The 13,490-nt window shown below is 59.8% G+C and carries 12 protein-coding genes; 8 read left to right on the top strand and 4 right to left on the bottom strand.

The genetic code is table 11. The features are described 5' to 3' along the window. Nucleotides 1–46: 46 nt before the first annotated feature. Nucleotides 47–988 (bottom strand): EamA family transporter, encoded by a 942-nt coding sequence (locus tag M5C01_RS12300; RefSeq protein ID WP_152738879.1) that lies wholly within the window; start codon nucleotides 986–988, stop codon nucleotides 47–49. Between the two features lie 88 nt (nucleotides 989–1,076). Here M5C01_RS12300 and M5C01_RS12295 point away from each other — a divergent pair, with 88 nt between their 5' ends. From M5C01_RS12295 to gloA, 4 genes are all read left to right on the top strand, one after another. Next, the gene (locus tag M5C01_RS12295; protein ID WP_152738877.1) at nucleotides 1,077–1,949 is read left to right on the top strand and encodes a LysR family transcriptional regulator; all 873 of its coding nucleotides are present in this window, start codon (nucleotides 1,077–1,079) and stop codon (nucleotides 1,947–1,949) included. A 149-nt stretch (nucleotides 1,950–2,098) separates the two neighbouring features. Beyond that, the gene (locus M5C01_RS12290) at nucleotides 2,099–3,670 is read left to right on the top strand and encodes an EAL domain-containing protein (RefSeq protein WP_152738875.1); all 1,572 of its coding nucleotides are present in this window, start codon (nucleotides 2,099–2,101) and stop codon (nucleotides 3,668–3,670) included. A 242-nt stretch (nucleotides 3,671–3,912) separates the two neighbouring features. Further along, the gene (locus M5C01_RS12285; protein ID WP_103495640.1) at nucleotides 3,913–4,269 is read left to right on the top strand and encodes a histone-like nucleoid-structuring protein, MvaT/MvaU family; all 357 of its coding nucleotides are present in this window, start codon (nucleotides 3,913–3,915) and stop codon (nucleotides 4,267–4,269) included. A 610-nt stretch (nucleotides 4,270–4,879) separates the two neighbouring features. Further along, on the top strand, nucleotides 4,880–5,410 hold the full coding sequence (gene gloA, locus M5C01_RS12280) for a lactoylglutathione lyase (RefSeq protein ID WP_103495641.1): 531 nt from the start codon (nucleotides 4,880–4,882) through the stop codon (nucleotides 5,408–5,410). A gap of 66 nt (nucleotides 5,411–5,476) precedes the next feature. On the opposite strand, the gene ahpF is transcribed toward gloA, so the two are convergent. The 3 genes from ahpF to M5C01_RS12265 form a co-directional block, all read right to left on the bottom strand. Next, a complete protein-coding gene (gene ahpF / locus M5C01_RS12275; RefSeq protein ID WP_103495642.1) occupies nucleotides 5,477–7,042 on the bottom strand; it encodes an alkyl hydroperoxide reductase subunit F in 1,566 nt (521 codons plus the stop codon). Between the two features lie 125 nt (nucleotides 7,043–7,167). Beyond that, entirely contained in the window at nucleotides 7,168–7,731 is a 564-nt protein-coding gene (gene ahpC / locus M5C01_RS12270) for an alkyl hydroperoxide reductase subunit C (protein WP_100941167.1), read from the bottom strand. Nucleotides 7,732–7,863: 132 nt separating this feature from the next. Then, the gene (locus tag M5C01_RS12265; RefSeq protein ID WP_103495644.1) at nucleotides 7,864–8,808 is read right to left on the bottom strand and encodes a site-specific integrase; all 945 of its coding nucleotides are present in this window, start codon (nucleotides 8,806–8,808) and stop codon (nucleotides 7,864–7,866) included. A gap of 177 nt (nucleotides 8,809–8,985) precedes the next feature. On the opposite strand from M5C01_RS12265, the gene M5C01_RS12260 reads away from it, so the two are divergent. The 4 genes from M5C01_RS12260 to M5C01_RS12245 all read left to right on the top strand — a co-directional run bounded on the left by M5C01_RS12260 (nucleotide 8,986) and on the right by M5C01_RS12245 (nucleotide 13,479). Further along, nucleotides 8,986–9,957: a DNA-binding protein gene (locus M5C01_RS12260; protein WP_152738873.1), complete on the top strand. Its 972-nt coding sequence runs from the start codon at nucleotides 8,986–8,988 to the stop codon at nucleotides 9,955–9,957. Nucleotides 9,958–10,244: 287 nt separating this feature from the next. Beyond that, nucleotides 10,245–11,555, top strand: coding sequence for a sugar ABC transporter substrate-binding protein (locus M5C01_RS12255; protein ID WP_103495653.1), 1,311 nt, complete (start codon nucleotides 10,245–10,247; stop codon nucleotides 11,553–11,555). Between the two features lie 177 nt (nucleotides 11,556–11,732). Beyond that, nucleotides 11,733–12,632 (top strand): sugar ABC transporter permease, encoded by a 900-nt coding sequence (locus M5C01_RS12250; RefSeq protein WP_248764320.1) that lies wholly within the window; start codon nucleotides 11,733–11,735, stop codon nucleotides 12,630–12,632. A gap of 10 nt (nucleotides 12,633–12,642) precedes the next feature. Further along, nucleotides 12,643–13,479: a carbohydrate ABC transporter permease gene (locus tag M5C01_RS12245; protein WP_100941163.1), complete on the top strand. Its 837-nt coding sequence runs from the start codon at nucleotides 12,643–12,645 to the stop codon at nucleotides 13,477–13,479. Nucleotides 13,480–13,490 lie beyond the last annotated feature (11 nt).

The raw sequence follows: 13,490 nt of genomic DNA, 5'->3' as shown, positions 1-13,490 counted from the left end.
TAACCAGATTCTACATGGCGTAACCCGGTTTGTCCGTATCCCTTTTTTATTTCGACCCGGGCAGCCGCAAAGCCGGTCGGTTGCACAGGTAGATGCCGGCCAGGATCAACCCGCCGCCCAGGCACATGATCAGCGTCAACTGCTCGCCCAGCAATAGCGCGCCACAGATCACCGCGGTCAACGGATTGAGGCCGATAAACACGCCAGCACGCGTTGCACCGATATGCTGGATGCCATCGTAATACCAGATATAGGCCAGCGCCGAACCTAGGCCGCCGAGGTAGACCAGGCTCATCATCTGTTGTGGATTCAAGGTTTCGATGAGCGCAAGACTCGCCTCCCCGCGCAGCCAGGTGGCCAGCCAGAGCATGGCCGTACCAAGCCAGATCGAATAGGTCACGGTGGTCAGCGGGCCCAGCACCCGGGTCAGGTTACGGGAGAACAGCGAGTAGACCGCCCAGGACAGCACGCAGCCGAAGATCAGCAGGTCACCGATCCAGGTCTGGGCCGCTCCGTCGAACAGGCTGCGGTTGCCGCTGATAATCACCAGCCCCGCACCGCCCATGCAGACCAGGATGCCGAGCACCTTCGCTACGTTCAGCCGCTCCTTGAAGAACAGCCATGAAGCCAGCCCGAATACCGCCGGATTCAGCACGACGATCAATGACGCCCGCGAAGCATTGATGTAGTGCAGGCCATAAAAGAAGCAGAGGTTGTAGAGAAAAATGCCGAAAAATCCCAGCAGCGCCAATTGAGCCAATTGCTTCCTGTCCGGCAGCACCAGCGTAATACGCGTCGCCACGATAAACACCAGCAGGATCACACTGGCCAGGAGAAAGCGCAGGCTGGCCAGCAACAACGGCGCGATATCGCTGGACAGGAAGCGCCCGGCGACAAAGGTCCCGCCCCAGATCATCGAGACTCCGGCAAGCTTGAAGTAGACCCGCAGGTCGCTGCCTGCGGCGAAGGTGGACACCTGTGTGTGCATGGTTTCTCCTGCTGATCGATTACGAGGGTTGTCAAACTGGCTGCATTATTTTATTTATGTCGACTCATCGTGAAATGAGTAAAAGCTCATGACCCTGACCCAGCTGGAAGTGTTTTCCCAGGTCGCCGAACTGCGCGGCTTTACCAGTGCGGCCCTGCGCCTGGGGATCAGCCAGTCGGCGGTTTCCCATGCCCTCAAGGGGCTTGAGCAGGAGTTGGGTGTCGAGTTGCTGCGTCGGCACCAGGGCCAGGTGGAACTGACGGATATCGGCGCACAGTTGCTGCAACGGGCCCGGGCCATGCTGGGCCTGGCGGACACCTTGCGCCAGGAGGCCGCCGATGCCCGAGGCATGAAACGCGGGACCCTGCGTATCGGCTCGTTCGGGCCCACTTCCTCGACCAAGCTGCTGCCGACGCTGCTGGCCCGCTACCGGCAGGCACATCCGGGTATCCAGGTGCAGGTCGACGAAGGTCCTGATCGACAGGTACTGCAATGGCTGGAAGAGCGGCGGATCGACGTGGGTTTCGTGGTGCTGCCGCAGGAGCGCTTCGACACCTTTGCCCTGGTGGAAGACCAGATGGTCGCCCTGCTCCCCGTCGGCCACCCGTTGTGCGAGCAGCCGGCCATTGAACTCAAGGCGCTGTGCCAGGATCCGTTCATTCTCACCGGAGCCGGTTCCGGGGAGTTGGTGTCCCAGCTGTTCGCGGCCCAGCGACTGGTTCCGGACATTCGCTACCGTACCGCGCAACTGCTCAGCACCCTGGCGACCGTTGCCCGTGGTGAAGGCGTGACCGTGGTGGCCGAACAATCCCTGCCGGAACACCCGGCCCCCGGTTACGTCAGCCGGCCGTTGTCGCCGCCGGTCATACGCCAGATCGGGATCGCCGTGCTCGACCGACGCCAGGTCTCACCGGCAACCCAGGCTTTTATCGACCTGGCCAGTCGATTCGAATATAGATAGCCTGTGGGAGCGGTGCTTGTCTGCGAAGCTTTTGGCGCTCTTACGGACGCCATCGCCGGCAAGCCAGCTCCCACAAGGTAGGTAATCAAGATTAAGTAAGTGAGCAGCATTACTCTTCCAGGCGCCCTTGCCCCTACAGGTTCCCTTCAATGCCATTGACCGCCAAAGGTTCTCGCTCCTGGATCGCCCGTTACGCCTTGAGCCTGCTGATCGGCCTGCTGCCGATTCTCTCCGGGATCGCCATCCTGCATTGGCAAGCCGGTCGGACCTTGAGCCAGAACGCCGGGAAAACCGCCGGCGAGGCCCTGAAGCAGTTCGACCTGATGCTCGACAATGCCGCCGAGTCCGCCAATGTCATCCTGCCCCTGGCCGGCCAGCCCTGCGACGACGTCAAACTGGCCCTGCGCGAACAGGTCACCCGGCGGCCCTTTGTCCGGGCCGCGAACCTGGCCTGGAACAACAACCTGTATTGCACTTCCTTGTTCGGGCCTTATCAGGAAGCGGTCGACCCGGCGGACTATGTCGACGGCACGCTCTGGTTGATGAACGGTAATCCGGTCACCCCCAAGTCCTCACTGCTGGTCTACCGCCTGCAGGACGGCAAAGGCGCTGCCATGGTCAGTATCGACGGTTATCACCTGGCCAATATCCTGCGCCTGATCGGGCGTGAGGCCGGCTTGCGCCTGCAGGTCGGCAATGTCTGGATCTCCGGCCAGGGCCAGGTACGCGAGGGTGAAGCCCCCGGGTTTGCCGTCGGTCAGGCGAGCTTGTCCTCCAGTCGCTTCCCCTTCAGCGTCAGTTCAGGCTTCCCGGCGGGAGAAGCCTGGCGTTACGTCGGCAAGGAATACCCGGCCCTGATGGCCTTGCTGCTGGTATTTGGAGTGCTGGCCGCGGCCACGACGCGCTGGTTGCAAAATCGCTCCAACGCACCGACCCACGAGCTGCGGCGAGCCCTCGAAGCCCGCGAATTCATTCCTTATTTCCAGCCGGTGGTGCGCAGCGATAGCCGCCAATGGGCCGGGGCGGAAGTGCTGATGCGCTGGCAGCATCCCCGTGAGGGGTTGGTGCGCCCGGACCTGTTCATTCCCCTGGCCGAAGACTCCGGCCTGATCGTACCGATGACCCGTTCATTGCTGCAACAGACCGCCACCCTCCTCGCCCCGCACGCGGCGGCCTTTGAACCCGGCTTTCACGTCGGCGTGAATATCACCGCCCGACATTGCCAGGATCTCGCACTGCTGGACGACTGCCGTGACTTTCTTGCCGCCTTTGCTCCGGGCCAGGTGCGCCTGGTATTGGAATTGACGGAACGGGAACTGATCGAACCCAGCGCCGTTGCCCGGCAATTGTTCGCCCAGTTGCGCGAGATGGGCGTGATGATTGCCATTGACGACTTCGGCACCGGGCATTCAAGCCTCAGTTATTTGCGCCAGTTCAACGTCGACTACCTGAAAATCGACCAGAGCTTCGTCGCCATGATCGGCGCCGACGCCTTGTCCGGGCATATCCTGGAGAGCATTATCGAATTGAGCGCCAAGCTCGAACTGGGCATCGTTGCCGAAGGTGTCGAAACGCCACTACAACGCGACTACCTGAGCGCCCGAGGCGTCGAGTTTCTCCAGGGCTACTTGTTTGGTAAACCATTGCCGGCGGAAGACTTTCTTAACAATTTCAAACGACAGATCAGCGTGCAAGAGGATAAAGTCGTGCTGTCAGAATAAGACACTGACACTTGTCTATCGGTATTTCTTCAACGTCTAACCCACGTTATTTACTCTTGGCCTGATAACTACTACACTTTTTCATGCCTGCAGTAATTTGATAGGAAGCCCCCAGGCTTATAAGTAACTTTCCGCACTGCCACACCCAGGTGCATACGCGTGACGAAAGCCGTTGCAAGCATTGGCTTGTCGTTTTGTTTTAGGTGGATGGCAGCCGAATACAACTCGTGGAGATAAACATCTTGTCCAAACTCGCCGTATTTCGTGCCGCAGAACAGGCCCTTAAAGAACAACTCGCCCAGCTGGAAGCCCTGAAGAATGACGCCGGACTCAAAAAGGAGATCGAGTTCGAGGAAAAACTCAAGGGCCTGATGAAAACCTACGACAAGAGCCTGCGCGACATCGTCGCGATCCTCGACCCGAACCCAAGCAGAACTGGCGCCGCGGCGCCCAAACAGCGGCGCGCCCGCGTGGTCAAGGTTTACCAGAACCCTCACACTGGCGAACTGATCGAGACCAAGGGCGGCAATCACCGTGGCCTGAAAGCCTGGAAAGAACAATACGGGGCAGCGACCGTTGATTCCTGGCTGCGCGGCTGACTTCACGCTTGAACGCAAAAGCCCTGCCCAGGCAGGGCTTTTCCTTGCAGCCCAAAAATCATACCGCCCGGTATCATGATGGCGACAATCGGCGTCTGTCGGGGACAACTCTTTCAGGCAAGAGTTCCTACTCGGCGACAAACGTCGGAAATGCAGCACTCAAAAACGACACCGCGCCCGTTATTCACCGACCCCAAGCGTTCCGACTGTTCTTAATTGCATGTAAAAAATCTCTCACAGCCAGCGGAGGGAATGCGCTACCTCTATTACGTCTGTCGGATGAAAAACAAGCCATTCACGTTCTTCACACATTTTTCACATCGATTCTTACAGGATGCAGACTGCTAAAGGATTAGCGCCCCATGCCCGCTTCGGCGGGCTTCTTTATGCCTCTTCGGCAAGTTTTATACACTTCGCTATAACTTCCCGACAAAATCGAAGTAGCCCGCTATTACCCGGCATATCTGTGCCCGAGTCTAAAATCCGCCCGTCCGAATTTGGCGCCCGCGCCCCGCTTCAGTATGATCCTGTCCCACAGGATCGGAATCGGCGAGTCTGCCTGCCGCGTCCATGATCGCCCGCTTTTTTTCACCTGCTTTGCGGAGAGCCCATGAGCCTGCAAGACCTGAACACCTTCCCCGGCGTTACCGCCCAACCCGACGCCGCCACCCAGGGCTTCGTGTTCAACCACACCATGCTGCGGGTCAAGGATGCCACCCGGTCCCTGGACTTCTACACCCGCGTGCTGGGTTTCTCCCTGGTGGAGAAACGTGATTTCCCGGAAGCCGAATTCAGCCTGTATTTCCTTGCCCTGGTGGACAAGGCGCAGATCCCGGCCGACGCTGCCGAACGGACCCAGTGGATGAAGTCGATTCCCGGCATCCTGGAACTGACCCACAACCACGGCACCGAAAGCGATCCTGATTTTGCCTACCACAACGGCAATACCGATCCACGGGGCTTCGGCCATATCTGCATTTCGGTGCCGGATATTCGTGCGGCCTGCGCGCGCTTCGAAGAGCTGGGCGTCGAATTCCAGAAACGCCTGACCGACGGTCGCATGAAAAGCCTGGCCTTCGTCAAGGACCCGGACGCCTACTGGGTAGAAATCATCCAGCCGGCGCCGTTGCAAGACATCTGATAGCGCCCGGTCAAGAAAAAGCCCCATGAATCAGGGATTCATGGGGCTTTTTAATACGCTTCCATATCAAGCCGGAGCGGAGCTGCGGATCAGATGGTCAAAGGCGCTCAGGGAGGCCTTGGCACCCTCGCCCACCGCGATCACGATCTGTTTGTACGGCACCGTAGTCACGTCACCGGCCGCGAAAATGCCAGGCAACGAGGTTTCACCACGGGCATCGACGATGATCTCGCCGCGCGGCGACAGCTCGACACTGCCCTTGAGCCAGTCGGTGTTCGGCAACAGGCCGATCTGCACAAAAATGCCTTCCAGCTCGACGGTGTGGAACTCACCCGAATCACGGTCCTTGTAGACCAGGCCGGTGACCTTCTGCCCGTCGCCCTTGACTTCACTGGTCAGCGCGCTGGTCACGACGTTGACATTCGGCAGGCTGTAGAGCTTGCGTTGCAGCACGGCATCGGCGCGCAGCTTGCTGTCGAACTCCAGCAGCGTTACATGGCTGACGATACCGGCCAGGTCGATGGCCGCCTCGACACCGGAGTTGCCGCCACCGATCACCGCGACACGCTTGCCCTTGAACAGCGGGCCGTCACAGTGCGGGCAGAAGCACACGCCCTTGGCCTTGTATTCCTGCTCGCCCGGCACCCCCATTTCTCGCCAGCGGGCGCCGGTGGCAAGGATCACGGTCTTGGCCTTGAGGCTGGCACCGCTTTCAAAACGCACCTCGTGCAGTTCACCGGCATTCTTCGCCGGCACCAGGGCACTGGCCCGTTGCAGGTTCATGATATCGACATCGTACTGGCGAACATGCTCTTCCAGGGCGCTGGCCAGTTTCGGCCCTTCGGTTTCCTGGACCGAGATAAAGTTCTCGATCGCCATGGTGTCCAGCACCTGGCCACCGAAACGCTCCGCCGCGACACCGGTACGAATACCTTTGCGCGCAGCGTAGATCGCCGCCGCGGCACCGGCCGGGCCACCGCCGACCACCAGGACATCAAAGGCGTCCTTGGCGCTGATTTTTTCCGCCTGTTTCTCGATGGCGCCGGTGTCGAGCTTGCCGAGGATTTCCTCGAGGCCCATGCGGCCCTGGCCGAAGTTCACACCGTTGAGGTAGACACTGGGTACAGCCATGATCTTGCGATCATTGACTTCGTCCTGGAACAGCGCGCCGTCGATGGCGACGTGGCGGATGTTCGGGTTCAGCACCGCCATCAGGTTCAGCGCCTGGACCACGTCCGGGCAGTTCTGGCAGGACAGCGAGAAGTAAGTCTCGAAGTTGAACTCACCCTTGAGCGAGCGGATCTGTTCGATCACTTCGACACTGGCCTTCGAAGGGTGGCCGCCGACTTGCAGCAGGGCCAGCACCAGCGAAGTGAATTCGTGGCCCATGGGGATACCGGCGAAACGCAGGCTGATATCGGCTCCCGGGCGATTCAACGAGAACGATGGCTTGCGCGCATCAAGGCCGTTGTCCAACAAGGTGATCTGGGTGGAAAGGCTGGCGACTTCTTTGAGCAGTGCGAGCATTTCCTGAGATTTCGCGCCGTCATCAAGGGAGGCGACGATCTCGATCGGTTGCGTAACCCGTTCCAGGTACGACTTCAACTGGGCTTTAAGATTGGCGTCCAACATGCGGGCGATTTCCCTTTTTCAATACTGTAGAAATAACAACGCCCAGGTGATTACCACCCGGGCGTTATGGGGCGGTGCGGCTGACTTATGAAGTGCGGATGACCGCCCTTGAATGACTCACGGACTTAGATCTTGCCGACCAGGTCCAGGGACGGAGCCAGGGTGGCCTCGCCTTCTTTCCACTTGGCTGGGCAGACTTCGCCTGGGTGAGCGGCAACGTACTGAGCGGCCTTGATCTTGCGCAGCAGCTCGGAAGCGTCACGGCCGACACCGCCATCGTTGAGTTCAACGATTTTAATCTGGCCTTCCGGGTTGATCACGAAAGTACCGCGGTCGGCCAGGCCAGCTTCTTCGATCAGTACGTCGAAGTTGCGGGAGATGGTCAGGGTCGGGTCGCCGATCATGGTGTACTGGATTTTGCCGATGGCTGGCGAAGTGTTGTGCCAGGCAGCGTGGGCAAAGTGGGTGTCGGTCGACACGCTGTAGATTTCAACACCCAGTTTCTGGAACTCGGCGTAGTTGTCAGCCAGGTCTTCCAGTTCGGTTGGGCAAACGAAGGTGAAGTCAGCTGGGTAGAAGAACACGACCGACCACTTGCCTTTCAGGTCAGCGTCCGAGACTTCGACGAATGCGCCGTTTTTGAAAGCGGTTGCTTTGAACGGTTTAACTTGGCTGTTGATGATAGGCATCGTTGACTCTCCGTCAGGGGTTAAGAAGTTGATGGGAGAATCCTAGCCATTCTTTTGCGTTCTGGCTCATTGGCAAAGCTGATGCTCGCGATTGGTTTTCGCTATGAGCAGACACTATTAATAGAAGAAATCTTATGCTCCTTGATCCACCGGCTTTTCGACGATGAGCCCCATGCCCGGAAACGGGCTGGCCTCTATATAACGCATGGCCGATTTCATGTCCTTCCAACCGACATAACTCATCAGCGACTTCAGGTCCCAGCCGCTGCGATGGGCCCAGGTGGCGAAGCCACGGCGCAAGGAATGGCTGGTGTAGTGCTCGGCGGCAATCCCGGCGCGCTCCAGGGCCTGGCGCAGCAAGGGGATGATGCTATTGGCGTGCAAGCCCTCCTCGCCCAGGTGCCCCCAACGGTCAATGGCGCGAAACACCGGGCCACGCACCAGCGCGGCGCTGTTGATCCAGTCGATATAGGCCTGCACCGGGCACAGGCGCTGCAAGGCCGGGGCCTGGTAGGTCTGGCCGAGGTTGTCGCGGTCGCTTTTGCTGCGCGGCAAATACAGCGTCATGCCGGAGCCTGCGACAGCTCGGACATGCTCGATTTCCAGGCGACAGAGCTCGTCGCTGCGAAAGCCCCGCCAGAAGCCCAGCAGGATCAGCGCCTTGTCTCGTCGGGCGCGCAGCAGCATCGGTCGATCATCGGCGGCCAGGGCCAGGGTCGCTTGCCCATCAAGACTGGCGACGACTTGCTCCAGATGCTGCAACTGCAGCGGTTCGGCCTGTTTCTCCCGCGCCGGGTGCAGGGCGCGAATGCCCTTGAACACCTTGCGCACCAGAGGCGCCTTGGTCGGATCGGCGAAACCCTGGCTGTTGTGCCATTGCGCCAGGGCTGACAGCCGCAGCTTCAACGTGTTGATCGACAGTACGCCGGCATGGGCCATCAGGTAGCGCACCACGCTGTCACTGGTGGCCGGCAGGAAACCGCCCCAACTCACTTCGAAATGTTCTATGGCGGCCTGATAGCTGCGACGGGTGTTGTCCCGCGTCGCCGCCTGCAGGTAGCGGTCCAGCTCGTTCATGACCTCGATTCCCGACATTCGTACTGATTCCCCGGGCAAAATCGCGAAAGCGGCTTATCACATGGGGTAATACCAGTATATCCCGTGTCAATAATTTCAAATATCGGCTTTTCACTTTTATCTATATGCTATGTAAATACATGGTACGTACCACAGTACGAAATCGTAGGAGAGAACATGGCTCGCGGCGGCGTAAACAAGGCAGTGGTGCAAACGGCACGCTTGGCGATCCTCGCCCGCGGCGAGCACCCGAGCATCGATGCGGTACGTATCGAAATGGGCAATACCGGGTCCAAAACCACCATCCATCGCTATCTCAAGGAGCTGGATGACAGTGATCTGCGCCGTGTGGCGCCCACGGAGTCACTCGACGAAGAGCTGGGCGAGCTGGTTTCGCGCCTGGCACAACGCCTCCAGGAACAGGCTCGGGAACCTGTCGAGCAGGCCCGGGCACAACTGGCGGCGGAAAAAGCCGAATGGCAGGCGCAATTGGCCGAGATGGCCCGGCAGATGGAGCAACAGCAGCGCCAGTTCGAGATCCAGGCCGTGGCCCTGGCCGATGAGTCGCGCAACCTGCAAACCACCCGCTCGATGCTGCAGACCGAACAGACCCGCAACGCCGGGCTGAGCCAGGCCTGTAGCGATTACGAATTGCGCCTCAAGGACAAGGACCAGCAGATCCGCTCGCTGGAGGACAAGCATCTGCACGCCCGCGAAGCACTGGAGCACTTCCGCAGTGCAGCCCGCGATCAGCGCGACCAGGAACAGCGCCGACATGAGACGCAGATCCAACAGGTACAGATGGAGTTACGCCAGGCTCAGCAGGGCGCGCTGGTACGCCAGGACGAAATCACCCAGTTGCACCGTGACAATGAGCGGCTGCTGGCGGAAAGCCGAGGAAGCGCGAAGGCGCTCAAACTGGCGCAGGAGCAACTGGAAAAGGAACGGCTGCGCACAGAGCACCAGATTCAGCACGCACGAACGCTGGAGAATGCCAGCACCCTGCTCCAGGAGCGCCTGCGGGTGGCCTTGGCGGAAAGTGAGTCGCTTAAGCTTGAACTGACTGATCAGCAGGGACGAAGTCAAGCGCTTGAACGCAAGCTGGCTGAATCCGAAACCGCACTGAAAGAGCTTCACGCCCCCCTGTAGCCCGACTGGCGATACGGCCTCAACAAGAAGCCGTATCCTCGCGAATCTATACGGATTCACCCCCTCATCCCCCCATAAATCCCCACTCCCCTATCTCGATCAGCGGTTTCGCCGACCTGCGACATTCTGCCCCAGTGCAAAAAAGTACCGAACGAAGTGTCGTCAAGGATTTGTCAGGACGGCGTTTGAAGGCTGTAATCAATGCCAGATTCTTCCTGGACACCGGAAGACACAACAACAATAAACTGACCTTCAGCGCCTCCGTGCGCAATGAAGAGGAGTGTTCGATGAAAGCCATTGCCACCGCACTGCTTGTCACCACCGGTCTCACCCTCAGCGGCGTCAGTCTTGCCGCCCAGACCCTGACCATCGCCACCGTCAACAACAGCGACATGATTCGCATGCAGAAGCTGTCGAAAACCTTCGAAGCCGAGCACCCGGACATCAAGCTCAACTGGGTGGTTCTGGAAGAAAACGTCCTGCGCCAACGCCTGACCACCGATATCGCCACCCAGGGCGGCCAGTTCGACGTGCTGACCATCGGCATGTACGAAGCTGCACTCTGGGGCGCCAAAGGCTGGCTGGAACCGATGAACAACCTGCCTGCCGCCTACGATATCGATGACGTATTCCCGTCGGTGCGTGATGGCCTTTCCGTCAAGGGCACCCTGTTCGCCCTGCCGTTCTACGCCGAAAGCTCCATGACCTACTACCGCACCGACCTGTTCAAGGACGCCGGCCTGACCATGCCCGAGCGCCCGACCTGGGAACAGATCGGCGAGTTCGCCGGCAAGCTCAACCACCCCGACAAGGAGCAATACGGTATCTGCCTGCGGGGCAAGGCCGGCTGGGGCGAGAACATGGCCCTGATCACCACCGTGGCCAATGCCTACGGCGCGCGCTGGTTCGATGAGAAGTGGCAGCCGGAATTCAACGGTCCGGAGTGGAAGAACGCCCTGAACTTCTACGTCGACACCATGAAAAAAGCCGGCCCGCCGGGCGCTTCGAGTAACGGTTTCAACGAAAACCTGGCGCTGTTCAACAGCGGCAAGTGCGCCATGTGGGTCGACGCCAGCGTGGCCGGTTCCTTCGTCACCGACAAGACCCAGAGCAAGGTCGCCGACCACGTCGGCTTTACCTACGCGCCGCATCAGGTCACCGAGAAAGGCTCGGCCTGGCTCTACTCCTGGGCCCTGGCGATCCCGACCAGTTCCAAGGCCAAGGACGCGGCGAAAGTCTTCAGCAGCTGGGCCACCTCCAAGGAATACGGCGCGCTGGTGGCCAAGGAAGACGGCATTGCCAACGTACCGCCAGGCACTCGCGCCTCGACCTACAGCGATGCCTACATGAAGGCCGCGCCGTTCGCCAAGATCACTCTGGAATCACTGAAGGCTGCCAACCCGAAAGACCCGAGCGCCAAGCCCGTGCCTTATGTCGGGATCCAGCTGGTGACCATTCCCGAGTTCCAGGCCATCGGCACCCAGGTCGGCAAGCAGTTCTCCGCCGCACTGACCGGCCAGACCACCGTCGACAAGGCCCTGGCCGATGCCCAGACCTTCACCGAACGCGAAATGAAACGCGCGGGTTATCCGAAGTAACCCCATTCAGGGACAACACACCGTCCCTGTAGGAGCAGAGCTTGCTCGCGAAGCTTTTGACGGCCTCAAAGCCGTCATCGCCAGCAAGCCCGTCCTCCCGAACCCGCGCAATACCTGTTCGCTATTTGCCTTCCATTGGTTCTGATCACCATGAATACCTCCACTGCCAAAGCCCATATGGATATACCCCAGCCGCTGCGCAAAAGCCGTTTGCGCAACCCCGGCTGGTTTCTGGTCTCACCATCAGTCGGCCTGTTGCTGCTGTGGATGATCGTGCCCCTGGGCATGACCGTTTACTTTTCGCTGATCCGCTACAACCTGCTCTATCCGGGCGAGAACCAGTTTGTCGGCCTGGAAAACTACACCTACTTCCTGACCGACTCGGGCTTTCTCCCGGGCGCCACCAACACCCTGCTCCTGGTGGGCAGCGTGCTGCTGATCAGCGTGGTGTTCGGCGTGCTGATCTCGGCGCTGCTGGAAGCCAGTGAGTTCTTCGGCCGCGGCATTGTCCGGGTCCTGTTGATTTCGCCCTTCTTCATCATGCCCACCGTCGGTGCGCTGATCTGGAAAAACCTGATTTTCCACCCGGTCTCGGGGATTCTCGCCGCGCTGTGGCGAGTATTCGGCGCACAGCCGGTGGACTGGCTGGCCCATTACCCGCTGCTGTCGATCATCATCATCGTCTCCTGGCAGTGGCTGCCCTTCGCCATCCTGATCCTGATGACCGCCATGCAGTCCCTCGATCAGGAACAGAAAGAAGCCGCGCGCCTCGACGGAGCAGGTCCGGTGGCGATCTTCTGGCACCTGACCCTGCCGCACCTGGCCCGGCCGATTGCCGTGGTGGTGATGATCGAAACCATCTTCCTGCTCTCGGTGTTCGCGGAGATTTTCACCACCACCAACGGTGGTCCGGGCTACGCCTCGACCAACCTGGCCTACCTGATCTACAACCAGGCCCTGGTGCAGTTCGATGTCGGCATGGCTTCGGCCGGCGGCCTGATCGCGGTGATCATTGCCAATATCGCCGCGATCATCCTGGTCCGGATGATCGGCAAAAACCTGACAGACAAGCCTTGAGGCCCGCGCCATGACCCTCACACTCAAACAATCCCGGCGCCTGCAAAGCGTTCTGCTCGGCACCCTGGCCTGGGCCATCGCGATCCTGATCTTCTTCCCGATCTTCTGGATGGTGCTGACCAGCTTCAAGACCGAGATCGACGCGTTCGCCACGCCGCCGCAGTTCTTCTTCACCCCGACGCTGGAAAACTACCTGCATATCCAGGAGCGCAGCGACTACTTCCACTTCGCCTGGAACTCGGTGGTGATCTCCTTCAGCGCCACCTTGCTGTGCATGCTGATCGCGGTGCCGGCGGCCTACTCCATGGCGTTCTATGAAACCCAAAGGACCAAACGCACCCTGCTGTGGATGCTCTCCACCAAGATGCTGCCGCCGGTGGGCGTGCTGATGCCGATCTACCTGCTGGCCAAATCCTTCGGCCTGTTGGACACGCGCCTGGCGCTGATCGTGATCTACACCCTGATCAACCTGCCGATCGTGGTCTGGATGATTTACACCTACTTCAAGGACATCCCCAAGGACATCCTCGAGGCGGCCCGCCTCGACGGCGCGACCCTGTGGCAGGAAATGGTCCGGGTGCTGCTGCCGATCAGCAAGGGCGGGCTGGCCTCGACCCTGCTGCTGTCGCTGATCCTGTGCTGGAACGAGGCTTTCTGGTCATTGAACCTGACCTCCTCCCAGGCCGCGCCGCTGACCGCATTGATCGCCTCCTACTCAAGCCCCGAAGGTTTGTTCTGGGCCAAATTATCGGCCGTTTCGACCCTGGCCTGTGCGCCGATCCTGATCTTCGGCTGGATCAGCCAGAAGCAATTGGTGCGCGGTTTGTCCTTCGGCGCTGTGAAATAAATACTTAAAAG

Origin of the sequence: Pseudomonas sp. MWU12-2319, from assembly GCF_023242525.1 — a bacterium.
Classification (GTDB): Bacteria; Pseudomonadota; Gammaproteobacteria; order Pseudomonadales; family Pseudomonadaceae; genus Aquipseudomonas; species Aquipseudomonas gingeri_D.
The sequence above is the reverse complement of the archived record's forward strand: the minus strand, read 5'-3'. Positions and strand labels throughout refer to the sequence as shown.

What these genes read in the sequence shown, in the direction of transcription:
- M5C01_RS12300 (WP_152738879.1), bottom strand. Translation starts at nt 988, where the DNA reads ATGCACACACAGGTGTCCACCTTCGCCGCAGGCAGCGACCTGCGGGTC.
- gloA (WP_103495641.1), top strand. Translation starts at nt 4,880, where the DNA reads ATGAGCCTGCAAGACCTGAACACCTTCCCCGGCGTTACCGCCCAACCC.
- M5C01_RS12260 (WP_152738873.1), top strand. Translation starts at nt 8,986, where the DNA reads ATGGCTCGCGGCGGCGTAAACAAGGCAGTGGTGCAAACGGCACGCTTG.
- M5C01_RS12265 (WP_103495644.1), bottom strand. Translation starts at nt 8,808, where the DNA reads ATGAACGAGCTGGACCGCTACCTGCAGGCGGCGACGCGGGACAACACC.
- M5C01_RS12250 (WP_248764320.1), top strand. Translation starts at nt 11,733, where the DNA reads ATGGATATACCCCAGCCGCTGCGCAAAAGCCGTTTGCGCAACCCCGGC.
- M5C01_RS12290 (WP_152738875.1), top strand. Translation starts at nt 2,099, where the DNA reads ATGCCATTGACCGCCAAAGGTTCTCGCTCCTGGATCGCCCGTTACGCC.
- M5C01_RS12295 (WP_152738877.1), top strand. Translation starts at nt 1,077, where the DNA reads ATGACCCTGACCCAGCTGGAAGTGTTTTCCCAGGTCGCCGAACTGCGC.
- M5C01_RS12245 (WP_100941163.1), top strand. Translation starts at nt 12,643, where the DNA reads ATGACCCTCACACTCAAACAATCCCGGCGCCTGCAAAGCGTTCTGCTC.
- ahpC (WP_100941167.1), bottom strand. Translation starts at nt 7,731, where the DNA reads ATGCCTATCATCAACAGCCAAGTTAAACCGTTCAAAGCAACCGCTTTC.
- ahpF (WP_103495642.1), bottom strand. Translation starts at nt 7,042, where the DNA reads ATGTTGGACGCCAATCTTAAAGCCCAGTTGAAGTCGTACCTGGAACGG.
- M5C01_RS12255 (WP_103495653.1), top strand. Translation starts at nt 10,245, where the DNA reads ATGAAAGCCATTGCCACCGCACTGCTTGTCACCACCGGTCTCACCCTC.